Below are 22768 nucleotides of genomic sequence, written 5' to 3' on the forward strand. Positions count from 1 at the left end.
TCCTACTTGTAGATCTGAACCGGTGGGGTGTTAAAGAAGAATCGCACCTTGCCCCAGTTGGCACGCATCTTCATCAGGTAGCGAAAGCTTCGCCTGCTGCTCAGTGGACCGCAGACCAAGGCGAGGGCGCCCGCCACACAGGCCTGAGCGGCGGCCCGGCTGCAGTGCCAGACTCTGGCGGGTAGGGGCAGGGCCGAGAAGAAGATCACCGCATAGGTTTCCCCGATGCGCGTTGCCTTCCTCATCAAATAGTCCTTATTGAGCCGATTCTCCTCGACGGTCTCCGACACCAGCGCCTCCCTGCAGCTGACGAGGCGGGCGCCCCGCCGGTACATGCGATTGAAAAATTCGGTATCGCCGCCACCGGTGATGCCAAAACGGGGGTCGAAGGGGGCCTTGGGGTCGGGCAGAACCGTGCGGCTGACCAGGGCATTGCAGGTGGAGCCGACGCTCATCTCTGTTCCTGTGGGGGGCGTGTATTTCCTGAAGAAATCACCGTCGAGAATCCACTTCGGCGTCTGGGGCGGGTAATCGATGTGGACCGCCCCCAGCACCACGTCGGCGTTATGGAAGTGGGCACACTGAAGCAGGGACGCCAACCAGTCGGGTTCGGCGATTTCGTCGTCATCGATGAAGGCCAGCCAGTCGCCTTTGGCGTTCTTTACCGTGGTGTTGCGGGCGCAGCAGATGTTCTTTTCCGGTTGAATCTCATAGTGGACCCGAAAGGTGGTGCTTCTTCGAAAGGCATCAACCACCGCTTTGCCGGATCCCTCTGCATCGTTGTCGGCGATGGAGATCTCCATGGCCACACCGGGAGGCAGCTTTTGCGCCTGGAGACTGCTCAGCGTTTCCAGCAATTGTGGACGTTTGTAGGTGCACAAGCAGACACTGATGGTCTCCGTCATCGGGTTCTCTCCTTGTCCATATAGAGGCGGGCCACCAGGGCCAGCATCAGAAGTTGAATCACCCAGAGGGAGTGGCTTCCCCTTAAAAGGCTGCTCTCGGTGATGTTATGCAGCAGGGTTAATAGTAGTAGGATCCAGCAGAGGATGAAGAGTCCGGGGTGTTGCTCCTTTATGGCTCCGGACTGGCGGGCAAATTGGACGATAACCAGCAGATAGACGGACAGGCCAATGACCCCGAGCTTGGCGAGCAGGTCCAGGTAGCCGTTGTGCCCCTGATTGAGCAGGGTCAGAAAGCCCCGCCCATGAACGATGTTGGGGGAACTCAGCCCTATGCCCCAGAATGAGCCATAGCCGTGGCCCAGCAGCCAGCGCTTGTCGATCTGCTCCAGCAGAAAAGCCCAGATATAATCTCGCCCGGTGAATCCGGTATCAGACATGAACAGGGCGAGAAACTGCTTGATGTGCCAATCATTCCAGGCCAGCAGTACGAACACGGTCAACACACTCAGGGTACTCAGCACCAGCATCAACAGCCCCAGGTTGAGTTTGAAGGTGCGTGCCAGGGACTGTGCGCCAAACACCATGCCCGGCACCAGAAAGAACAGGCCTATGGAGGTCTTGGAAACGGACAGCAACAGCAGACCAAACCAGAGGAGCAGATAAAGGTTGTTGTAGAAGCGGCTGATGCTCTCCTTGTTAAAAAAGCGCACCGCTATGCCGATGAACAGGGCCTTGAGTGCCACCGCCCCCATCACGTTCTTATGGCCGTGAATGCCGTAGAAGTAGCCCTCAATATCAAAGCTGCCCAGACCCACTGCCACAAGGTTCAGCCCCAGGGCCAGGGTGCCGGTTCGGTAGATCACCAGGGGCAACAGGTAGGGGCTTCGCAAGTAGCAGACTCCGACGAAAATGGAGGTCATGACGAAGATCAGCAGCACAGTTCGGCGAAAGGCGATACCCGGCGCCAGTGCCCAGAGCACGCTGAACATCGCCAGTGCGGCGATGATCACCAGGGGCCATTGAGACATCAGCATCTGTTGGAACCGCTGTGGCTGACGGGCGATGACGTACACGGAGATCCCCATCAGGCCTATCCAGAACAGCTGATTGAATCGGTTGCCCGTCGAGGTGCTGGCGGAGTGGGCGCCCACCTCGAGATCCTCCAGTTCCACCGCGGCGGTCAGCTGAGGGGTGAGCACATCGAAGGAGAGGGCGGTTACCAGAGCGATGATCAACACTGCCAGGAGGTTGTTCTGAGTGAAGACCCGGCTGTCTCGCCCCACAAACCAACTTATCAGCCCCCTAATTATCATTGGTGACTCCTTGGGCTATGGGCTCCTGTCTTGGTCTTTGTAATAGTCTCAGCACATAGCCAAAGGCCACCGCTTCTCCAATGATCACCGACACCACCACCCAGGCGCCTCCGCCGGTAAGGCCGATCAGGACCAGAGAGGAGAGGGAGAAGAGGGCACCCCACAGCGTCGCCTTGGCCAGGGGCTTGAAGCGGTTTTGAGCCTGAATGGCCGCACTGCCGGTGGCGCGCAGATGGAACAGCAGGGTGACGATGGCCCACTGCAGGGTGACCCAGCCGACATTGCGGTAGTCGTCGGAAAACAGGTAAGCATCCAGCAGTGGCCAGAACAGGTACAGGGCGAGACTGAACAGCAGGTTAAACAGCAGGAAGCCAATGAGCCCCTGCCGAACCAGTTTTTGAAAGGCTTCCTGTTTCCCTTGGGCATTCAGGCGGGCCAGTGTCGGCTTGGCGACCCGGGTCCAGGCAGAGGTGATGATGTTCAGTGGTCCAAAGAAGACCCGGCCGGCCTGGATAAAGCCCACCATGGTGGAACCAAACAGCAGGCCCACCACGAAGATGTAGCCGCGGTTCTGAATTTCGGTGGTGGATACGCCCACCAGAGACCAGCGAGACTGCTGCCAGACCGGCGCATACTGTGTGGCCAGCTGCCTCCAGCCCAAGGGCTGCAGCAGGGGAAGCTCTTTGGCCATCATGTAAGCCAGGCTCAGCAACTGGCTGATGCACAGCAACCACAGCAGTTGGGTCAGAGAGACGTTTGCCCAGCCCAGTTGCCACCAGAGCAGGCCGGCCCCAAGGGTAAAGAGCAGCACAAAAGCCAGATCCGCCCAGAGGACCGGCATCAGCTCCAGTTCCGCAGACCAGCGGCAGCGAAAGTACTCTCTCAGCAGCCGGATGACGAAGAACAGGGAGACAAGGGCGGGGGAGACGTAAGATTGGTTCAGCCCGGGCACCATCTGCAGCAAGGTGCACCCTACAGCGAGTGCGATAAGGAAGAGGACGTTACCCCAGGAGAGGGTTTGCCTCAGTGATGCCGGGTTCTCCCGGGCCGGCACCAGCACCGAATAGGGGGTGTTGATCAGCGCATTCTGCAAGCTGATAAAGACGAAGGTCAGGGTAAACAGAATGGAGTAAACCCCGAACAGGGCCGGGGTCCAAAACTTAATCAAAACCAGGTTAAGTCCAAAGTTGAAGGCGCTCAACAGTCCCTGGTCGATGGCCGACACCACTACCTTGGATTTCACCCTGCCTCCAGTTGCATTGCCACTCTTCCTAATAAGCCGGCGCAAGCCTCTGATTTTCAGCTTAGACGCAGATTCAATTTCCTGCGCTCTTTCTGCCACTTGCCGGGCGGCCCCAGGATCCACTGCTATCCTTTAGCCCATGGAGCGATGGCGCCCCACTGTGTTGGCGCACAAATCAGCAATGGAGCAGGCACTATGGCGACACTTCTTCCCGTGGTACTGGCCGGTGGTGCCGGAACCCGTCTCTGGCCCCTTTCCCGGACTCTGTTTCCCAAGCAATTTCTTCCCCTGGCTGGCGAACATTCCATGCTGCAGGAGACCCTGCTTCGGCTCTCCGACGTCAAGGTCTCGCCGCCAACGGTGATCTGTAACGAAGATCACCGCTTTATTGTTGCCGAGCAACTCAGAGGCATCGACCTCCTGGGGCGGATACTGCTTGAGCCGGTGGGGCGCAACACCGCCCCGGCCCTTACCCTGGCAGCCCTGGTGCATCAGCAGGAGGACCCGCTGTTGCTGGTGCTGGCCGCAGATCATGTCATCAAGGATCAGGATGCCTTTACTCAGGCTCTGGAGGCTGCCATTCCCCTGGCTGAGGAGGGCAACCTGGTGACCTTCGGGGTGGTGCCGGACTCGCCTCATACGGGCTACGGCTACATCCGTCGGGGGGATGCCCGGGGTCAGGGCTTTGCCGTCAGTGAGTTTGTGGAGAAGCCGGACACGGCTCGGGCTAAGGCTTACCTCAAGAGCGGCGACTACTACTGGAACAGCGGCATGTTTCTGTTCCGGGCCAGCCGCTTCCTGCAGGAGCTGGGTCGGCACCGGCCGGCGATACTCGATGCCTGTCGCCAGGCAACCCAGGAGTTGAGTCAGGATCTGGACTTTATCCGGGTGGCGTCTGAACCCTTTGAGGCCTGCCCGGAGGATTCCATCGATTATGCGGTGATGGAGCATACCGAGGATGCGGTGATGGTGCCCCTGGATGCGGGCTGGAATGATGTGGGGGCCTGGTCGGCCATCTGGGATGTGCGTCCCCACGATGATCAGGGCAATTCACTGAGGGGCGATGTGCTGACCCACGATTGCGAAAACTGCCTGATTCAGGGGCAGGATCGCCTGGTGGCCGCCGTCGGGGTGGCGGACCTGGTGGTGGTGGATACCCAGGATGTGGTGTTGGTGGCCCATCGCGATCGTGCCCAGGAGGTTAAGCATCTGGTGGAGGATCTCAAGGCCCGGGGACGTAACGAGGTGGTGTGCCATCGCAAGGTGTTCCGGCCCTGGGGCAACTATGACTCTATCGATCATGGTCAGCGGTATCAGGTTAAACACATCACGGTAAAACCCGGTGCCAAGCTGAGTGTGCAGATGCACCATCACAGGGCTGAGCACTGGGTGGTGGTCAGGGGAACGGCCAAGGTGACCAATGGCGAGCGCACCTTCCTGGTGACAGAGAACGAGTCCACCTACATCCCGGTTGGGGTGGTGCACGCTCTGGAGAACCCGGGCAAGGTGCCCTTGGAACTGATTGAGGTCCAGTCTGGGGCCTACCTGGGCGAGGACGACATAGTGCGGTTTGAGGACAACTACGGACGGACCTGACTTATGGACAAGTTAACCTGCTTTAAAGCCTACGACATCCGTGGCCGGCTGGGCGAGGAGCTCAATGAGACCATCGCCTGGCGCATCGGCCGGGCTTTTGCCCGTTACCTGAATGCCCAGACCGTGGTGCTGGGCGCCGATATGCGCCTGAGCAGTGACGGCCTCAAGCTGGCGCTGGCCAAGGGGCTGATGGAGGAGGGGTGCGATGTGGTGGACATCGGCATGGTCGGTACCGAGGAGGTGTATTTTGCCACCCGTTACCTGGAAGCGGACGGTGGCATCGAAGTGACCGCGTCTCACAACCCCATGGACTACAACGGCATGAAGCTGGTGCGGGAGCAGAGCAAGCCCATCTCTGGAGACACCGGCCTCAATGAGGTACGGCGTCTGGCGGAGACCGGGGAGTTTCCTGAAGTGGATCCGGCCCATATGGGGCGCCTGAGGTGCTGCAACCCCTTGGATGAGTATGTAGACCACCTGCTCAGTTACATCGATATCACCGCCCTGGAGCCGATGACACTGGTAATGAACGCCGGCAACGGGGCGGCCGGACATGTGGTGGATGCCATCGAAGAGGTGTTTGAGCGGGGGGGAATTCCGGTGACCTTTATCAAGGTGCACCATGAACCAGACGGTCACTTTCCCAACGGCATCCCCAATCCCCTGTTGCCGGAAAACCGAGCCGCCACCAGCGAAGCGGTACTGGCCCATGGCGCTCAGATGGGCATTGCCTGGGATGGTGACTTCGACCGCTGCTTCCTGTTCGATGAGCAGGGCCGTTTCATTGAGGGGTACTACATCGTCGGGCTGCTGGCCCAGGCGTTCCTGTCCCATCATCCCGGTGCAAAGATCATTCACGATCCCAGGCTTATCTGGAATACCCAGCAGATAGTGCAGCAGAGCGGAGGGACGCCGGTACAGACCAAAACCGGCCATGCCTTCATCAAGGAGCGGATGCGGGCCGAGGATGCGGTGTATGGGGGTGAGATGAGTGCCCATCACTATTTCCGTGATTTCGGCTACTGCGACAGCGGCATGATTCCCTGGTTGTTGGTGTGTGAGCTGATGAGCCGCAGTGGTCAGGGGTTGTCAAAAATGGTGGATGAACAGATCCGCGCCTACCCCTCCTCCGGGGAGATCAACTTCAAGCTGGCCTCTCCGGCCCGAGCCATCAACCGGGTAGTGCAGTTCTACCGGGAGGAGGCACAGGAGCTGGATGAAACCGATGGCATCAGCATGAGCTTCGAGTTGCCTGAGGGGGCGTGGCGATTCAACCTGCGCAGTTCCAACACAGAGCCTGTGGTCAGGCTGAATGTGGAGTCTCGTGGCAACGCCGAGCTGATGAGGCGCAAGACAAAAGAGATTTCAGCCCTGCTGAACGACAGGCCCTGAGTGCCTGAATTGTGGGGCCCGGGCTTTGCCTCTCAAGTCGTCGGGCCGAATCCTTGCCTGTAATCTCTTGGTTTCTACTGAAAATATTCGTCTACGCTTTATAGGGTAACCAGAGTCGTACCTCAAGGATGAGCTGAAGCGATGGGCGTTTCGCCTGCGGGATAACTTTGAAGCGGAATTCGGGGATATGCATTCAGCGTCACCGCAACACAAGAGTCTTAGCTTTTCTCGCTTCCACGGGTTTGCCGTGCTCTTTCGGCTGGTCGACATTGGCATAGTGCCCTTCAGTCTGCTGCTGGCACAGGAGCTGATAGGCCGTCAGCTCAGCGATCCCCTGATGGCCTCCATTCTGGCCATTCTTGGATTTTCCTTCTTTGCCGAGTCTCTGGCCCTCTATCGCTCATGGCGCTCAACCCGGCTTATTGAGCTGCTGATGACCAACTGGTCGGCCTGGCTGCTGTCCGGTCTGTTCGTTTTGGGGTGCAGTTATCTGATGCCCGCCAGGCTGTCCATGGATCTCCCCGTACTGATCGCCTGGGCGGTGATCGGCATGCTGGTGTTTGGCGCTTTCCGGGTTCTGTGCCGGCAGATGATCTTCACCTTGAGGCGTCGCGGTTTTAATACTCAGACGGCGGCAATCATCGGGCTGACCCGCTCCGGGGTTGCCATGGCGAAAAGCCTGGAGGAGAACCCTCAGTTGGGGATCAGGATGATCGGCTTTTTCGATGATCGAGACCCGGAGCGCGTCGATGGTCAGGAGGAGAGCGAGCGGCCGCCGATACTGCTGGGCAATGTGGACCAGGCGATAAAGCTGGCGCGCAGCAACGCGGTGGATGTGCTCTATATCGCCATGCCCATGAGGGCAGAGGAGAGGATTACCGAGATTCTGATGATGTGCGGCGACAGCACGGCGGCGGTGCACATCATTCCGGACTTTTTTGTGTACAACCTGCTTCATGCTCGCTGGCACGAGGTGGGAGATGTGCAGTCGCTGAGCGTCTATGACTCCCCCCTGGATGACCTGACCAGTTGGGTGAAGCGGGTGGAGGACATTTTCCTCTCCACGGTGATTCTGGCCATAGTGGCTCTGCCCATGTTGCTCATCGCTGTCGCCATCAAGCTGACTTCGCCGGGACCGGTGCTGTTCAAACAACACAGGTATGGCCTGGATGGCCGCAAAATTAAGGTGTGGAAGTTTCGCTCCATGATCACCATGGACAATGGGCCTGAAGTGCGACAGGCCACCAAGGACGACCCCAGGGTGACCCGGCTGGGAGGCTTTCTGCGACGCACCTCTCTGGATGAACTGCCCCAGTTTTTCAATGTACTCAGCGGGCAGATGTCGGTGGTGGGCCCCAGGCCCCACGCCGTGGCCCACAATGAGCAGTATCGTGCGCTGATCAACGGCTACATGCTGCGCCACCATATGAAGCCGGGGATCACCGGCTGGGCGCAGGTGAATGGCTGGCGAGGGGAAACGGACACACTGGATAAGATGCAAAAAAGGCTGGAGTTCGATCTGGCCTACATACGCGATTGGTCGGTCTGGCTGGACATCAAGATCGTGGTACGGACCGTGTTTCAGGGTTTTACAGGCTCTAACGCTTACTAAGGAAAGGAAAACGACTATGACAACGCTCAGGCCTATGCTGGTTGCTGTTGCGGCAGTACTGCCCTTCAGTGCTTTAGGGAATGACTACCAACCTGCAAACGTAGAGATGGGAGGGGGCTGGAACTTCATGCCTCAGGTGGGCGTGGGGCTGGGGTATGACGACAACACCGCCCACTCCAACACCGGTGCCATCGACAGCTGGTTCTGGGAACTGAGCCCTGAATTCCTGATTCATGCCGGTAATGATGTGCGGAGCTATCAGATCAGCTACCTGCTCACCGACGCCAATTATGAAGACAGCAGCGAAGATGACTACACCGACCACAGGTTCAAGATCGACGTCCATCATGAGTTTACTCGACGCCACAGGCTGGATTTCAACTACGCCTATTATCGCAACCACGAGGCCAGGGGCCTGGGCATAACCGAAGGCTTCGGTCAGAACTTTAACGAAGTGGCGGAGTTTGATGTTCACGATGTGGGCGTGATCTACGGCTTTGGCGTGCCCTCGGCCAAGTTCAACCTGGACCTTGAGCTGGGCTATTACGATAAGGATTACACCAACCTTGAGACCATCTCCCAGTTCCGTGACTACGACAGTGTCATGGGGCGAGCCACGGTCTACTGGCGCCTGAGTCAGAGAACCTCTCTGCTGGCTGAATGGGTGGGTGAGGATAAGACCTACGACCGCAATGCCGTTGGGGAGGCCTCACGAGACAGCTTCGATCAGAAGTACCTGGCGGGTCTGCGCTGGGATGCCACCAGCAAGACATCGGGCACCATCAAGTTGGGTTTCGAGGACCGCAGCTTCGACTCCAGTAGCCGGGAGGATTTTGACGGCTTTGCCTGGAGCGCCGCCCTGGACTGGAAACCCAGAACCTACTCCACCTTTACCCTGGAAGGGGGCAGCCGTGCCAAGGACCCGGATACCCTGGGTGACTATGTGGAGGAGAACAGTCTGGGCCTGCGCTGGAAACATGAATGGCGCAGCCGCCTCTCTACTCTGGCATCCATCCGCTATCTGGATGAGAGCTTCACCGGCATTGATCGAGACGATGAGTTGTGGGAAGCCACCTTAGGAGCCACCTTGGTATGGAAGCGTTGGCTCTCCACCGAGTTCGAGTACCGCTATGCGGACCAGAGCTCCAACATCGATAGGCTCAGCTATGACAAGAACCTGTTCCTGGCGACTGTGCGCCTGTCTCTGTAGTGCGCTGTTTGCACTGCTACTGAGTCTGCCGGCGGCGGCCGCCGCCGGCGATTACCAGCTCAGTTCCGGTGACACCATCTCCATCCACGTCTATGGAGAGGATGACCTTACCCTGCAGACCCGGTTGGGTGAATCCGGGGTGATCAACTACCCCTACCTCGGGGTTATCAAGGTTAAGGGGATGACGGTTGCACAGCTGGAGAGCCGCATTGTGGGTGGGCTTAAGGGCGACTACCTGATCAACCCCAGTGTCCACGTCAGCATTCTTGAGTACCGACCGTTCTACATCTACGGCGAGGTAAAAGCCCCTGGCGGCTACCCCTACCAGCCGGGGCTGACGGTAGAGCGAGCGGTGGCCCTGGCCGGAGGATTGACCGAACGGGCCTCCACCAAGGATATGACCATAAACCGTGTGGTCGGTGGCAGCGAGAGAAGCATTAAGGTCTCCATGTCCACCTCAGTTTATCCCGATGATTCCATTCTCATCAAAGACAGCTTCTTTTGAAGGGAGAGCCGATGTCCAACATGGCCATTCAGATGGAGAAGGACAGCTTCGCTACAGAGCGTGATGTTGACCTGACTCAGTACTTCAGGGTGCTGTGGCGCTTCAAGGGTCGCATCATTCTGTTTGCGATGTTTGTCACCGCCATCGCCGTTGCCGTGCTGTTGAACATCGAGCCCATGTACAAGGCCAAGTCCAGGTTGCTGATTGAGTCGGAGCAGGCCAAAGCGGTCTCCATCGAGGATGTGTATGGCCTGGACTCATCGCGACAGGAGTATCTACAGACCCAGTTTGAGATCATCAAGAGCCGTCAGTTGGCTGAACGAGTAATGGAGCGCCTGGAACTGGTCAGGCACCCGGAGTTCATTCTGCCGGAGCGCCCCGCCTGGCAGGAAAAAATTCTCAGCTATATCCCCACCGCTCCCAACCAGGACCCCATGGAGGTGGTTCGGGATTGGTTTGCCTGGCTGCCCATTGACTTAACTCCCGATCCGGTTAACGAGGCTCAGAAACTGGCGACACGAAAGGTGTTGCTGCTCAATGAGTTTTCCCAGCGACTGTCGGTCTCTCCGGTTCCCCAGACCCAGCTCGTCGACATCGGCTTTTTCGCCCATAGCCCTCAGCTGGCGGCGCTGGTGTCCAATACCATGGGCGAGATCTATATCGAGAACCATCTGGAAGCCAAACTTGCGGTGACCCGTAAGGCCTCCGAGTGGCTCAGCTCACGTCTGGATGAGTTGCTGGTCGGGCTGCGCAACTCCGAAGAGAAGCTCCAGGCGTTTCGAGAGAAAGAGGGGTTGTTGGAGTTGGATGGCTCAGTAGGCACCGCGTCCAAGGAGATCAACGAACTGACCGAGCAGTTGGCCATTGCCCGTCAGAAGCGGGAAGAGGCGCGTTCGCTGCTGAACTTGGTGCGCCAGAAAGGGGTGAATGACATCGACAGCCTGGAGGGGCTGGCGGAGATCAGCGGTCATCCCCTGATTGAGCAGGTGAAGCAGGCTGAGGTGACGGCGTCCGCCAATGTGGCCGAACTCTCTCGCCGCTATGGCCCGAAGCACAGTAAGATGATCGCCGCCAAGGCGCAGTTGACTGAGGTGCGATCCAACATGCGCACCCAGGTTCGTCAATTGGTTCGGGGCATCGAGCAGGAATACCAGGCGCTGGTGTCTGCCGCGGCGGCGTTGGAACGTCGACTTGGGGGGATCAAGTCCCAGTACCAGGAGCAGAGCCGGGTTGAGGTGGAGTATCGCGAGTTGCAGCGTGAAGTGGAATCCAACCGGCGAATCTATGAAACCTTCCTGAACCGCATGAAGGAGACCGGCGCCGTGGCCGACTTTGACGCCGCCCACGCCAGGTTTACCGACCGGGCTGAGCCGCCTCTCTATCCCTCCAAACCCAAGAAGAAGATGATCGTGGTGATGGTGGCCTTTATGTCCGGTCTGTTTGCCTGCGCCTTTGCCCTTATCTACAACACCCTGACGGATACCATCACCGCCGGTGATCAGGTGGAGAGTAAACTCTCCGCCAAGTTGCTGGGGGTGATACCGGAGCAGAAGACCCGCAAGCGCCTCAAAGCCGACCACTTCTTTTCCAAAGATGCCCACAGTTTCTCCGAGGCGTGGCGAACGGTGCGAACCGGCTATCTGCTGACCCATGTGGAGGATGGCTCCAAAACCCTGTGCGTGACTTCGACGGTTCCGGGAGAGGGCAAAACCACCAGTTCCTATAACTTGTCACTGGCCCTGTCCCAACTGGAGCGGGTGTTGCTGATCGAAGCGGACCTTAGGAAGCCGGTGGTAGGTGAGATGCTGGGGCTGCCCAACTATCAGCCTGGGCTATCGAACCTGCTCAGCGGCACCCATAAGCTCAATGATTGCATTTATACGGTGCCCGACACCGAGTTGGATGTAATGGTGGCCGGCACCCGGGTGTCCACTCCCCTGGAGCTGATCGCGTCTCAGGGGTTCAACAACCTGCTGGAGAAACTGAAAGGACATTATGACCGGATTTTGGTGGACACGGCGCCGGTGGACGTGGTGAGCGATGCCCTGGTGATCTCCCGTAGGGTCGATTCGGTGGTGTACGTGGTGAAGTGCGGCAAGGCGCGTCGGGAATTGATCTCCAAGTCCCTTGGCAGACTGTTTTCCGTTCACGCCAGGGTGGATGGAGTGGTGCTCAATGGAGTGCCCAAGGATCTGGCCACCTATAAGCGTTATCAAAGCTACTACGGCACGGGTACTGCGTCATGATTGACCTCCATTGCCACTTGTTGCCGGGCGTAGACGACGGTGCCCGGGATATGGAGGAGGCCCTGGCCTTGGCCAAGTTGGCGGTGGAGCAGGGGATCACCCATTCGGTACTGACCCCTCACATTCATCTGCGTCACTACCCCAATACCTTGGAGTCTCTGACGCCCCACTATCAGCAGTTCAAACGCACCCTCAAAGAGAGGGATATCCCACTGCAAGTCGCCCTGGGGGCCGAGGTGCGTATGGCGCCGGAACTGCTGCTTGGCGGCGCGTGGAAAGCCTTGCCAAAGCTGGGAAAATCTCAGGATGGAAAACCCGTGCTGCTGCTGGAGATGCCCTACAGCCATGTGCCAGCCGGCACCGACCAATTGCTTCGCTGGCTGATAGGCCAGGGCGTGCAGCCGGTCGTGGCCCACCCTGAACGCAACCGGGAGATCATCGCCCATCCCAGCCTGGCGATGACCCTGAAGGGCACCGGAGCCTGGCTTCAAGGCACCTTGAGTGCCTTGGGAGGCAGTTTCGGAGAAGAGATCAGAAAGGTCTCCTGGGAACTGCTGCGAAAAGACGCTTACCATTACCTCGCCAGTGATGCCCACCGCATCGACAAACGCTCCACCCGGGTGGAACATGTGCTCAAGCTGTTGACCGAACAGGTGGGCAGTGAGCTGGTCACCACCTTGACCCATGACCGGCCCTGGGCTCTGGTGGCATCGAGGTTTTAAAGCCCCAGTTGCTCAGAGAGCTGGCGGATCTGCTGCTGCCACTGCTGCTGTTTTGCCGGCTTCTGATGCCTGTCCTTGCGAGCAAGGTCATCGGCAAGCAGTTGCTCCAATTGGCACAGTCTCTGTAACAAAGCCTCCTCATCCATCTCCGGCTTTGTTTCAGTGCAGTCAGCCGAAAGCACGGGTGTGTCGCTCATTTCCGTCACTGACGACAACGCCTGTAGCCGCTGATAGGCCTCTTCAGGAGCGTTGACCTCGGTAAGCGTCTGACCGTCGATATGCCAGAAGCGGTTGCAGCAGTGTTCGATAAAGTCCCGATCGTGGCTGACCATGACGATGGCCCCCAGGTTTTGACTGAGCACGGTAGCAAGCTGAGCCTTGCCATCCAGGTCCAGGTGGTTGGTGGGCTCATCAAGCAGCAACATTGGGTAGTGCCCCAGATTCAGCCCAGCCAGCAGCAGCCGAGCACGCTCGCCACCACTGAGCTTGTTCACCGTCTTTGAGTGACTGCCGTAATCAAAGCCCGCCTTGATCAGCGCCATCTTCAGAGTCTCTTCAGGCAAGTCAGCGCTGCGGCTTATGGCGGCCAGTAAAGTCTCGTTGTCATCAAGCTGCTGCTGCTCCTGATCATAGAAGCCCAGAGTGCAACGGGGATGAAAGGTCAGAGCATTGCTGGTGACGCCGGCCTGGTGTTGGCACCAAAGCTGTTGCAGCAAGGTAGACTTGCCACAGCCATTGGCTCCGATGATGGCGATGCGATCACCGCTTTTCACCCGCAGGTTGTCAATGTCATACAGTGGCTTCTCGGTATTGGGTATCACCACATTAAACTCGGTCAGCTCCATAAGCCGATCAGCCGCCAAGGGTTGGGTTTGCAGTTCAATCGACCAGGGGGCGGTCTGCGGTTTGTCCGTCAGTTCCTGCTTGATGCGATCGGCGCGCTTAAACATGTGCTTTGCCTTGCGGGCAAAGTCTTCATTGTCGTATACCTTGCCCCATTGGGCTTTCTGCGCTGCACTGGCTTCGATTCGCGTTATCTCGCGCTGTTGATTGAGGCGGGCTTTCTCAGCGGCTACCGCTTGCTGCTCAAACTCGGCGAGAGCTTCGGTGCAAGGGAGCTGGTACTGGTGCAGTTGCTTATCACGCATGATCCAACTGCAATTGGTCACGCAATCGAGTAAGCGTCGGTCGTGAGAAACCAGGACGAAGCTTCCTTTCCATCCTTGTAAGAACTGTTCCAGCCATAAGGTGGTGGGCAGATCGAGGTGGTTACTGGGTTCATCCAACAGCATGAGGTCAGGCTGCTGCATCAATGCTCGCGCCAGCATCAGACGAGTGTGTTCGCCGCCGCTTAGGCTGCTGACACATTGCTGGTATTGTGAGGCCTGGAATCCAACCTTGGCCAAAAGGCTCTCGGCCAGCCACAGATGTTCTTCACGTTGACCCGATGGCAACAGCTCAAGCAGAACCTCAGTCAGTGGCACTTCATTAAACCTGCCAGGTAGTCGCTGCTCGACGTAGGCGATAACGCAGCCATTGGCATGGGTGACGGTACCCGCCGCCGGTTGGCAGTGGTGTGCCAAAGCGGACAACAGGGAGCTTTTGCCGCAGCCGTTAAAGCCAATAAGGCCGATGCGATCCCCTTGCTTTAGGGTGATGTTGGCCGCGTCCAGCAAGCTCTGGTTGTCTGGGCGAAGCGTAAGAGAGTGAGTGGTTAAAAGAGTGGTCATTACTAGTTCTCGATTTGCAGGCACAACAGTGCCCGTTGTCAAACACAATGCTGACAACAACCGAACTAGCCAGAGGGAAATGCTCTAGTGGTGTTTAATCTGGATTTTGCTCAAGCTCGGTTATCGCAGCGCGATAAAACGGTCTTGAGCGTTTGGATTACCAAAGAAATAGGCAAAAGCGATTTCGCCGTTTTTCATCTTGGGGCTCCTTTGTTGGTGAATGGAAGAGCCAGTCTATCGGCAACCGGCGATTCAGGCAATCCGCCTGCCCTGTGGCGCAAATTTATACCAAGGTTTGATCGGCGGCGGTGTTTTACCCATGACGGCCATCCGCCATAGATGTGGATTGCCAGCGCCAGGCTTGCCGGCGGGAATCTCTCTGGTTTGCTGCACCAGCGTAGCCTGGTTAGTGAAAGAAGCTGGCTAGGGTTTTCAAGCCCTTTTCCTCAATGTTGCTGGATGTCTCATGGCTGGTAATACCCAAGGCATAAGCCACAGGGCTGGAATCGTGTTGGGCGAGTACACCGGGCAGAGGTGAATCCAATTTAACTAACAAATTCAAAGAGTGAGATGCATGGCCTTCTCACTTGCCTGTCTGTTGCTGTAGATTATCTAGTCAAATCTAATCGTGTATTTGAGATTGGGCTGCATAGCTTTGGCGGAGCCGTGCCTGATGCATGGTTCGCAATAATGCAAACTCCCTTATATTCAAAAACATATGCGTAAGCGTTCGCTAACGTAGAGTCACCACTGCCTCTTTTTTGGTTCCCTGAGTCTCCTTCCTCAGTGCATTTATGGCAGCGCAGTCGTGGTTTTGACTCAAAGAAATAGTCTTTACAGGGATGCTTGAATGAAAACATGGACAGCTATCGTTGCTGCATTTACCTCGATATTTTTTTCTTCATTTTGTTGGTCGTTAGACGCCCCTCCGCCTCTGGAGGAGGGGGAGGGCTATGTGTTTGTTGTGATTCACACGCCATGGAAATCAATAAAGTCGGTATCCCTACACAGTGTGGACTTCTTTGGTGACAGCGAAGTTATCGAAGACTTGGAGTACGGGGAAAATATACGCCTGATTAAATTAAAGGAAGGAAAATACAGTTATAGCAAGATTAAGCTTGATAATCGTTACTATATTAAGTTTGATGAGTCGGATTTTACTGTAGATGTAAGTGCGGGGAGTATAAATTACGGCGGTCACTTTTTCATCTACTCACCCAGCTACACTAGATTTCGCTTCCAATATGTCAACCGCATCTCAGCAGTTCTTGATGAACTTGAAAGCTGTTGTGAGGACCTGCTGGAGCAATATGACCTGCGTTACAGAGGTAGATACCCTGATCCCTTTATGGAGTTTTATGAGTCAGAGCGCAATAAGGTGGAAATGCGATGAAAAATCTATTGCTGACTTTTATGGCGCTCGGGTGGGCCTCACTGCTTTTACCTTTTGCGGCAAACGGTGCAGGTTCTGGGGACAATGAAGGGGAAAAGGAGTGGAAACCGGTTAAGGAACGCAGGCGGGAGATTGCAGAGCTGTTCTTCAAGGCGCCGGATGCTACCAGTCCCAGGGTGTCGCCGGACGGACACCTAGTGGTCTACAAGCGGTATAGTGGCGACATAGTTCAGTATGTGGTTCTTAATGTCGATACATTTGAGAGCAAAATCATTCTGACCAATAAGCGCAGCAGTTCACTGAACCTGACGAATTTCACCTGGATCGATAATGACTCCATTATCTTCGAAGGGTATTCCAGCAAAATAGGCTGGGGCTTGATTATTACAGATATGGTGGTCGATGATGGCAATGTTGTGTCGGTTAAAACACGCAAATTGTTGGATAATGCTTATCTGGTAGATTCTGTAAAGAAGCAGAAAGACGCCATCGTTGTTGCCTACAAGAAGAAAGATGAGTTTGCCCCCTTTAAAGTAAGAACTTTAGAGAAGAACTTTACCAAACAGCTGAAGTTTAGAAAAAGGCTGAATAAGAAAGCGCCTGACGGCAGCCGCTGGTTGACCGATGACTATGGCAACCTGATTGTCACCGTGGGGTTTGATGCCAAAACGAAATTGAAAAAGGCCTGGTACTTGAAGCCGGGTGCTGATGAATGGGCTTTGTTTTGGCAGGGGGCTGAGGAGGTAGAGTTTGCGCCAGTGTCAGTCAGTGCTGATGGCAAATCCATCTATGTGATCTCCAATGAGCATGACGATCACAGCAGCCTGTACCGATACGACCCGGAAAACCAGAATTACCTTGAGAGAATGTACGGTAACATCGGTTTTGATGTCACCGGAGCCGTTCTGGGACCCGAGAAGGAGATTCTGGGTGTTCAGTTTATTCAAGACGGTGTGGTGCAGATTGTTTACTTCGACGATGCCCTGGAGTCGTTCGATAAATCCTTAAGAGATGTAATGCCCGGGGCGTCACCTTATCTCATCGATTACAGCATCAATCAGGATACGGCCATCATTCGAACGTCGAGTTCCACCGATGCCGGCACTTATCACCTGTTCCGAGCCGCTAAGAGGGAGTTAACCAAGTTTGCTTCGGTGGCGCCCTGGCTGGATGGGATTGAACTTCAGCAGAGCCGGCTCATCACCTCGGAATCCAGCGATGGTTTGAAGATTGAGTCTTACCTGACTCTGCCTGTGCCAAAAGCAGGGGTGTTGCCGCCGCTGATTGTGATGCCTCACGGAGGCCCCATCTCCATTCGAGATACGCGTCATTATGATGCGGATGTTCAGTTCCTGGCGTCCCAGGGGTACGCAGTGCTGCGTTCCAACTATCGCGGCTCTTCAGGATTTGGAAAAACCTTCGAACTGGGTGGTTTTGGTCAATGGGGACGACTGATTGAAGCGGACATCGAATCTGCGGTAAAGGTTGTTGTTGACCGGCGGGTGGTGAATCCAGAGCGGATCTGTATCTATGGGGCGAGTTATGGAGGGTATTCGGCCATGATCTCCGCGATTCACCGGCCAGATCTGTATAAGTGCGCGGCCTCCTTTGCCGGGGTGATGGATCTGCCACTGTTGTTTACCGATGGTTCCGCCAATTCGAAGAGAGGGGAGCAGTTCCTTCTCGATGCCCTGGGCGACCCCAATACGCAACTGGATAACATGATGGCGTATTCGCCGGTGTATCGGGCCAAGGATTTGACTGTACCGGTGTTTATTGCTCAAGGCGGTGTTGATCCCATAGTGGATGTCGAGCATTTCAATCGAATGATTAAGATGCTGAATCTCTACGGTAAGGAGTATGACAACAGGTTCTTCCCGCAAGAGGGGCATGGATTCAGTAAGCTAAGTAACAAATCGACGTTCTACGTTGAACTGGATGAGTTCTTTCGGGAGCAGTTGGGGCTTTCCTTCTTGATGGAGGAGTAATTCTGGGAAGTAAGACAGGAAGGTTTGCAGGAGCCGCCGATAATCTTCATATCAACTTACAATGTCCTCGTTCCCTTTGGTGGCAGTATAGGGCTGGCACGCTAAGCTTTTATGCCGACCCTGTTCGCAGTATTTACTGAAGAGGACAGCATGATGGTCGACACTCTGCACAAAGTTAAGCTACTAGCCATATTTCTACTACTCAGTCTCTGTTCCCTGGCCGCTAGGGCTGAGCCTCCCTCTCTGTTTGATCGCCTGGGCGGGCTGGCCCCCATCTCTGTGGTGGTCAGTGACTTTATCGACGCCTTGGGGCCGGATCCGGTGCTGAACAGCAATCCAGCCATCGATGCGGCGCGTACGGCAGTCCCCGCCCCTTACCTGAAATACCAGGTGACGGCGATGATGTGTCAGGTGACCGGTGGCCCCTGTCAGTATCATGGGCGAGACATGCATCAGGCCCATGCCCACCTGAATATTCAGGAGGTGGAGTGGCAGCGGATGATGGCGATTTTTGATCAGATTCTGGCAAAGCACCAGGTGCCCAAGCAGGAGGTCAGCGAACTGATGGCGATCATGGAGTCCACCAAGGCCGACATCGTCGTATCAGCTAAGTAATGGTTCCGGGGGGAGGGATCTTCTCCCCCTGTTAATAGCCGGTCATCTCAATAAAACCCTTCCCCTGAATGTTGCCCTCGGCAGTGACCGGTCCCTCCCAGTAGGGAATGGACAGCTTGTTGCGCTGATCCCGGCTCAGGGTCTGAATGCTACCGGACAGGTTATGGTTGGGGATCTCCAGTTGCCAGGCGACCGGGTAGGTGGCGCCGTCCAGATTAACCTTGTCCAGCTCCTGCCACTTAATCTCTCCATTCTGAATTGGGGTGACCCGGCCGTCGGGATCGATGATGCTGCCGGAAAAGTAGTGGTTGTCCTTGCGGCTGCGCATGCGAAACAGCATCAGGGCACGGCCATCCTCCAGGTGCAGAGACACCCAGTCCCAGCCCAGGTACTCTGTGTCCATCAGCTCACTGGACCACTCCCTGTCCATCCAGGCCAGACCGCTGAGTTTACGTGGGGCATTGTTCTCCTGGGTCAGGGTACCCGAGGCTTTCAGGTGGGGCAGGCTGTAGTAGAAGGAGGCGTGCTCCGGATCCGGGGTTTTCTGGCTGAAACCGTTCACCCCGTGCTTGATGATGGGGCTGTCGCCGAGGAGCAGAGTGAGCTCCCCCAACTCGCTGTTGGCGGTCAGGGTCAGGGGCAGAAACCCCTCCTCGGTACCGGTCAGTTGCCACTGGTCGATCCAGGCATTGAAGGGGTGGGAGATAACCCCGGCCTGACCGCTGCCGCCTCTGGCCCAGCGCTCCAGGGCATGGTGTTCGCCGTCCGCTTCTATGGCCAGATGAGCGAACCACAGCTGGCCATCATCCCAGGGGTTGTCCCTGGGCTTGCCCATGCGGCTGCGGAACAGGGTCCACTGCAGTGCCACCGGTTTTCCTTGTTCGTCTTCCAGGTTGGCGGTGAGGTACCACCACTCCAGCCCGTACTCAGGGTGTGCCCCGTGATCTTGGGGAAACTCTATGGCCGTGCCCAGGGTCACCTTGGCGGCGCCCTCGGCAACATTCTGCTGCCAGGTCACCCCCTGGGTGTGCTCTGTCTCCGGTTTGGGCGTGCAGGCGCAGACCAGCAAAATAAGTGGAATCCAACGCATCAGGAGCCTCCCTTCATCAGTTGGCTGACCGGTGCCTTGGACAGGCGCCATAATGGCCACAGGGCGGAGAGCAGCAGGGCCAGCAGCAGGCTGCCCAGCAGCGACGGCCAGTCCTCCATCAGGTAGTGAACCGGCATGGTCCAGCCAAAGGCCACCCGGTTCACCAGGTCCAGCAGCAGGTGTCCCAGCGCCATCCCCAGAGGCAGTGCCAGGATCAGGGCAAACAGGGCGATGACGCCCAGTTGTGCCAGCTGCGCCAGCAGCAGCTGTTTACGGGTGATCCCCAGAGCCAACAAGGTGGCCAACTGACTCAGCCTGTGATGTTCAACCGAGGAGAGGGAAGCAAACAGACCCACTGCGGCCACCAGCAGGGTGAGGATGTTCAGTGCGGTGGTTACCGCAAAAGTTTGGTGGAACATGGCGGTGGCCAGATTGCGGATCCGCTCCCTCTGGATAATCTGCGCTGGCGACAACCATTGAAGCAGTGTCTGGTAGACCTGCTGGCGGGTCGCTTCGGAGACCTCCAGGCTGTAGCCTGCCAGAGGCACCTCGCCAAGCTTTTCCTGCATCAGCCTGGGGCTGATGAACGCCTGAGCTTTAAGATTGCCGTAGTCGTAGTAGACGCCGACCAGGGTACAGCTGAACTCAGGTTGGCCCGTATCGCCGATGGGGATGCTCTGTCCCAAGGTCAGGTCGGCCATCAGTTGGGTGCGTTCGTTGATCAGGCAGCCGCCGTCGAACAGTGTCTTGTGCCAGTCCTGTTCTGCGACCTTAATCGGCAGGTGCTGGTAGTGTTTGACACTGCTGCCCAGGCTGGCGATGCTGCCGGGCTCGCCGTGGATGCTGGCGCGTTGGTGTCGAAACGGAGTGATGGTCTCTATGCCGGGCAGAGTGCTCAGGCGAGATTGCCACAGGGCATCGTCATCCCCGCCGGTCCTCACGTAAAGGTCCGCACTGATCCTCTGCTTCAGATAGCCCTCCAGAGCCAGTTCGAAGCTGCCCACCACCATCCTCATCCCCACTGCGGCCGCCAGGGCCAGCATCACCGCAATCATCGCCACTCTGGTGGTACGCTGCTGCTCATCCAGGTCGGTCAGGGCCCATTGGCCCAGGGCCGATTTCAGCCTGAAACCACCAATGGCCCGGCAGCACAGCTGCAGCCATTGCGGTGTGATGGCGGCGCCAGCCAGAAGCAGCAGGCCGCACAGGGCCAGAGCCATGCCGGTGGTGGCAACTTGTGTGGCACCGAAGGCGACCAGCAAGAGCAACACCAGACCCAGTATCAGCAATGCAAGGCTTTGAGTCTGTTGCCGCTGCTGACGTGAGCGAAATCCCAGAGACAACGCCACTCTGGGGTCCAGCATCAGAGAGCCCAACACCATGGCGATGGCACCGAGGATCACCAGAGTGGCCAGCCCCAGGGGAAGCAGCAGATTCTGAACACTCAGCAGGCCATTGAACCCATACAGGGAGGAAAGGGTCATCTGCACCTGAGGCATCCAGGCTCGGGCAAACTGACTGCCTGCCAGGGCACTGATGGGAATGGCCATCATGCCCACCAGCACCAGTTCGGTGATCACCGCTTTGATCAAGGCTGGTTGACCTATGCCCAGGCTTCGAAGCTGGGCCATCAAGCCGCTTCTCTGGGTCAGGCTGAATCTCAGCGCATTGAAGGCCAGAAACAGGGAGACCGCCAAGGCCATCAGGGCCAGGGCGGTCAGATTGAGATGGAAGGAGGCGGAGAGTTGGCCGAACTGAGTCGACTCCCCCTGTGACATCAGCCTGGCCTGTGTTGGCAGAGACTGGCGAAGGCTGTCCAGTTGGGCCTCGGACAGGGCCGGCAGGTTCAGGTAACTCAGTCGGGTGCCGCTCTGGGCCAGGTCTGACAGGGTGGCAATGTCGGTATGAATCCAGGGTCCGAGATCATCAATCAGCTGCAGCGGGCCCAGGGCATGTCCCTCCTTGAATGCCAGGCTGTCGCCATCTTGCCAGCCGAAGGAGGCGGCGACGCGGGTGTCCACCCAGGCCCGGGCCTGAGTGCTGCCGGTGGGGCGGCCCAACTGACTGACGTAGGCAAGGGGATCGACTCCCCGAACCAGCAGTGGCCTGTCCTGAGCATCCACCAGGCGCATGTCCAAAACGGGGGTGGCATCGATGCCGGAGCGCCTTAACTCAATCCAAAGTGCCTGGTCGAGAAACCCCTCTCGTTGATGGGGCTGAATCTGCCAGCCTTCCCCACGGGAGGCCTGGACTTCACTGGCGGCATAGCGTGCCCTGGCTTCCTGATTGATGGTTTCCACTCCCACCAGCAAGCTGGCTCCCAGCACCATACCCAGCAGCAGAAACAGCAGTTGCCAGGGGTGACGCCGGTAATGGGCCAGCAGGGTGACGACCGCCAAGCGCCACTCAATCATGGAGTTGCCCCTGCCTGAGGTGGAGGGTCTGTCCGAGCCTGGAGGCGACCCTGGGGCTGTGGGTGACCAGAATCAGCGTCTGATTCAGGGCTTTGGACAGACGGGTAAAGATCTCCATTACTTCATCGCCGGTGGCTTCGTCCAGGTTGCCCGTGGGCTCATCGGCCAGGATAAGCGGCGGGTGGTGAGCCAGGGCCCGGGCGATGGCGACCCGTTGCTGCTCGCCGCCGGAAAGCTGGTCGGGGTAGAGTTTCCAAAGAGGGGAGAGCCCCAGGGGGGCCACCAGGGTATCCATCACCTCTTCGGGGTTGGTGAGCTTGTTGAGACGGTGCTGAAACAGAATGTTGTCGCCTACCGTCAGGGTGGGCAGTAGGTTGAACTGCTGGAACACCAAACCGATGCGACGGCGATAGAGGGGAAGCTGGTCAGCGTCCAGTTGCTCCACATGGTAACCATTGACCTGGATACTGCCGCCGTCGGGGCGCTCCAGCCCGGCAATCAGATGCAGCAGGGTGGACTTGCCTGCGCCCGACTCACCCATGATGGCCAGTTGTTGACCCGCGTCCAGTTCAAGGCTGCAATGGCGCAAAATCTGCCGTTTGGCCCGCCCCTGAGTTCTGAAAAGATCCACATCCTTGACGCTAATCATCGGGCCTCCCGTACAGCTAGTTAGTAAAATATAGCAGGGAATCAGTTGTTTCGAACAAGTAGTACGCAGCAGGTATCACTTTGGATCCGCACCGGCTTTTTGTTTTTTTAGGTGACCCAATGGCGGTGAGAAAAGTGCCCTGTCT

17 protein-coding genes are annotated in these 22768 nt (G+C 57.2%); 10 read left to right on the forward strand and 7 right to left on the reverse strand.

Going from position 1 to position 22768, the window contains the following annotated elements; translation table 11 throughout:
- Positions 1 to 2 precede the first annotated feature (2 nt).
- From ACN0RV_RS07720 to ACN0RV_RS07730, 3 genes are read right to left on the reverse strand one after another with little or no spacing between them, the layout of a single operon-like run.
- Positions 3 to 905 carry a glycosyltransferase family 2 protein gene (locus ACN0RV_RS07720; protein ID WP_417347055.1) on the reverse strand — a complete coding sequence of 301 codons (903 nt, stop codon included), beginning with the start codon at positions 903 to 905 and terminating at the stop codon, positions 3 to 5.
- Positions 902 to 2218, reverse strand: coding sequence for an O-antigen ligase family protein (locus tag ACN0RV_RS07725; RefSeq protein WP_417347056.1), 1317 nt, complete (start codon positions 2216 to 2218; stop codon positions 902 to 904). The genes ACN0RV_RS07720 and ACN0RV_RS07725 overlap by 4 nt, the downstream gene beginning before the upstream one ends.
- Positions 2208 to 3461: a lipopolysaccharide biosynthesis protein gene (locus tag ACN0RV_RS07730; RefSeq protein WP_417347057.1), complete on the reverse strand. Its 1254-nt coding sequence runs from the start codon at positions 3459 to 3461 to the stop codon at positions 2208 to 2210. Before ACN0RV_RS07730 ends, ACN0RV_RS07725 begins: the two co-directional genes overlap by 11 nt.
- Before the next feature lie 195 nt (positions 3462 to 3656).
- Between ACN0RV_RS07730 and ACN0RV_RS07735 the strand changes: the two genes are divergently transcribed.
- The 7 genes from ACN0RV_RS07735 (at position 3657) to ACN0RV_RS07765 (ending at position 12744) form a co-directional block, all read left to right on the forward strand.
- Positions 3657 to 5057 (forward strand): mannose-1-phosphate guanylyltransferase/mannose-6-phosphate isomerase, encoded by a 1401-nt coding sequence (locus ACN0RV_RS07735; protein ID WP_417347058.1) that lies wholly within the window; start codon positions 3657 to 3659, stop codon positions 5055 to 5057.
- 3 nt (positions 5058 to 5060) lie between these two features.
- Positions 5061 to 6449: a phosphomannomutase CpsG gene (locus ACN0RV_RS07740; protein ID WP_417347059.1), complete on the forward strand. Its 1389-nt coding sequence runs from the start codon at positions 5061 to 5063 to the stop codon at positions 6447 to 6449.
- A gap of 247 nt (positions 6450 to 6696) precedes the next feature.
- Positions 6697 to 8061 (forward strand): undecaprenyl-phosphate glucose phosphotransferase, encoded by a 1365-nt coding sequence (locus ACN0RV_RS07745; protein WP_417347060.1) that lies wholly within the window; start codon positions 6697 to 6699, stop codon positions 8059 to 8061.
- A gap of 16 nt (positions 8062 to 8077) precedes the next feature.
- Positions 8078 to 9271, forward strand: a complete 1194-nt coding sequence (locus ACN0RV_RS07750) for an outer membrane beta-barrel protein (RefSeq protein WP_417347061.1) — start codon at positions 8078 to 8080, stop codon at positions 9269 to 9271.
- Positions 9228 to 9776, forward strand: coding sequence for a polysaccharide biosynthesis/export family protein (locus ACN0RV_RS07755; protein WP_417347062.1), 549 nt, complete (start codon positions 9228 to 9230; stop codon positions 9774 to 9776). Before ACN0RV_RS07750 ends, ACN0RV_RS07755 begins: the two co-directional genes overlap by 44 nt.
- Before the next feature lie 11 nt (positions 9777 to 9787).
- Positions 9788 to 12022, forward strand: a complete 2235-nt coding sequence (locus ACN0RV_RS07760; RefSeq protein WP_417347063.1) for a GumC family protein — start codon at positions 9788 to 9790, stop codon at positions 12020 to 12022.
- Positions 12019 to 12744, forward strand: coding sequence for a tyrosine-protein phosphatase (locus tag ACN0RV_RS07765; protein ID WP_417347064.1), 726 nt, complete (start codon positions 12019 to 12021; stop codon positions 12742 to 12744). Before ACN0RV_RS07760 ends, ACN0RV_RS07765 begins: the two co-directional genes overlap by 4 nt.
- Here ACN0RV_RS07765 and ACN0RV_RS07770 read toward each other — a convergent pair.
- Positions 12741 to 14474, reverse strand: a complete 1734-nt coding sequence (locus ACN0RV_RS07770; protein WP_417347065.1) for an ABC-F family ATP-binding cassette domain-containing protein — start codon at positions 14472 to 14474, stop codon at positions 12741 to 12743. The genes ACN0RV_RS07765 and ACN0RV_RS07770 overlap by 4 nt on opposite strands.
- A gap of 850 nt (positions 14475 to 15324) precedes the next feature.
- Between ACN0RV_RS07770 and ACN0RV_RS07775 the strand changes: the two genes are divergently transcribed.
- The 3 genes from ACN0RV_RS07775 to ACN0RV_RS07785 all read left to right on the forward strand — a co-directional run bounded on the left by ACN0RV_RS07775 (position 15325) and on the right by ACN0RV_RS07785 (position 18470).
- Positions 15325 to 15867 carry a hypothetical protein gene (locus ACN0RV_RS07775; RefSeq protein ID WP_417347066.1) on the forward strand — a complete coding sequence of 181 codons (543 nt, stop codon included), beginning with the start codon at positions 15325 to 15327 and terminating at the stop codon, positions 15865 to 15867.
- On the forward strand, positions 15864 to 17855 hold the full coding sequence (locus ACN0RV_RS07780) for an alpha/beta hydrolase family protein (RefSeq protein ID WP_417347067.1): 1992 nt from the start codon (positions 15864 to 15866) through the stop codon (positions 17853 to 17855). Before ACN0RV_RS07775 ends, ACN0RV_RS07780 begins: the two co-directional genes overlap by 4 nt.
- A gap of 150 nt (positions 17856 to 18005) precedes the next feature.
- Positions 18006 to 18470 (forward strand): group I truncated hemoglobin, encoded by a 465-nt coding sequence (locus tag ACN0RV_RS07785; protein WP_417347068.1) that lies wholly within the window; start codon positions 18006 to 18008, stop codon positions 18468 to 18470.
- A 31-nt stretch (positions 18471 to 18501) separates the two neighbouring features.
- Here ACN0RV_RS07785 and ACN0RV_RS07790 read toward each other — a convergent pair whose 3' ends face one another.
- From ACN0RV_RS07790 to ACN0RV_RS07800, 3 genes are read right to left on the reverse strand one after another with little or no spacing between them, the layout of a single operon-like run.
- Positions 18502 to 19560, reverse strand: coding sequence for a lipocalin-like domain-containing protein (locus ACN0RV_RS07790; protein WP_417347069.1), 1059 nt, complete (start codon positions 19558 to 19560; stop codon positions 18502 to 18504).
- Entirely contained in the window at positions 19560 to 21974 is a 2415-nt protein-coding gene (locus tag ACN0RV_RS07795) for an FtsX-like permease family protein (protein ID WP_417347070.1), read from the reverse strand. The genes ACN0RV_RS07790 and ACN0RV_RS07795 overlap by 1 nt, the downstream gene beginning before the upstream one ends.
- Entirely contained in the window at positions 21967 to 22623 is a 657-nt protein-coding gene (locus tag ACN0RV_RS07800) for an ABC transporter ATP-binding protein (protein WP_417347071.1), read from the reverse strand. The genes ACN0RV_RS07795 and ACN0RV_RS07800 overlap by 8 nt, the downstream gene beginning before the upstream one ends.
- Positions 22624 to 22768 lie beyond the last annotated feature (145 nt).

This window comes from Ferrimonas sp. (assembly GCF_048263965.1).
Taxonomy (GTDB): domain Bacteria; phylum Pseudomonadota; class Gammaproteobacteria; order Enterobacterales; family Shewanellaceae; genus Ferrimonas.

Excerpts from the sequence above, each read along its gene's own strand:
- ACN0RV_RS07785 (WP_417347068.1), top strand. The coding sequence starts at position 18,006 with ATGATGGTCGACACTCTGCACAAAGTTAAGCTACTAGCCATATTTCTA.
- ACN0RV_RS07780 (WP_417347067.1), top strand. The coding sequence starts at position 15,864 with ATGAAAAATCTATTGCTGACTTTTATGGCGCTCGGGTGGGCCTCACTG.
- ACN0RV_RS07735 (WP_417347058.1), top strand. The coding sequence starts at position 3,657 with ATGGCGACACTTCTTCCCGTGGTACTGGCCGGTGGTGCCGGAACCCGT.
- ACN0RV_RS07725 (WP_417347056.1), bottom strand. The coding sequence starts at position 2,218 with ATGATAATTAGGGGGCTGATAAGTTGGTTTGTGGGGCGAGACAGCCGG.
- ACN0RV_RS07760 (WP_417347063.1), top strand. The coding sequence starts at position 9,788 with ATGTCCAACATGGCCATTCAGATGGAGAAGGACAGCTTCGCTACAGAG.
- ACN0RV_RS07740 (WP_417347059.1), top strand. The coding sequence starts at position 5,061 with ATGGACAAGTTAACCTGCTTTAAAGCCTACGACATCCGTGGCCGGCTG.
- ACN0RV_RS07775 (WP_417347066.1), top strand. The coding sequence starts at position 15,325 with ATGAAAACATGGACAGCTATCGTTGCTGCATTTACCTCGATATTTTTT.
- ACN0RV_RS07800 (WP_417347071.1), bottom strand. The coding sequence starts at position 22,623 with ATGATTAGCGTCAAGGATGTGGATCTTTTCAGAACTCAGGGGCGGGCC.
- ACN0RV_RS07750 (WP_417347061.1), top strand. The coding sequence starts at position 8,078 with ATGACAACGCTCAGGCCTATGCTGGTTGCTGTTGCGGCAGTACTGCCC.
- ACN0RV_RS07720 (WP_417347055.1), bottom strand. The coding sequence starts at position 905 with ATGACGGAGACCATCAGTGTCTGCTTGTGCACCTACAAACGTCCACAA.
- ACN0RV_RS07790 (WP_417347069.1), bottom strand. The coding sequence starts at position 19,560 with ATGCGTTGGATTCCACTTATTTTGCTGGTCTGCGCCTGCACGCCCAAA.
- ACN0RV_RS07765 (WP_417347064.1), top strand. The coding sequence starts at position 12,019 with ATGATTGACCTCCATTGCCACTTGTTGCCGGGCGTAGACGACGGTGCC.
- ACN0RV_RS07755 (WP_417347062.1), top strand. The coding sequence starts at position 9,228 with ATGACAAGAACCTGTTCCTGGCGACTGTGCGCCTGTCTCTGTAGTGCG.
- ACN0RV_RS07770 (WP_417347065.1), bottom strand. The coding sequence starts at position 14,474 with ATGACCACTCTTTTAACCACTCACTCTCTTACGCTTCGCCCAGACAAC.
- ACN0RV_RS07795 (WP_417347070.1), bottom strand. The coding sequence starts at position 21,974 with ATGATTGAGTGGCGCTTGGCGGTCGTCACCCTGCTGGCCCATTACCGG.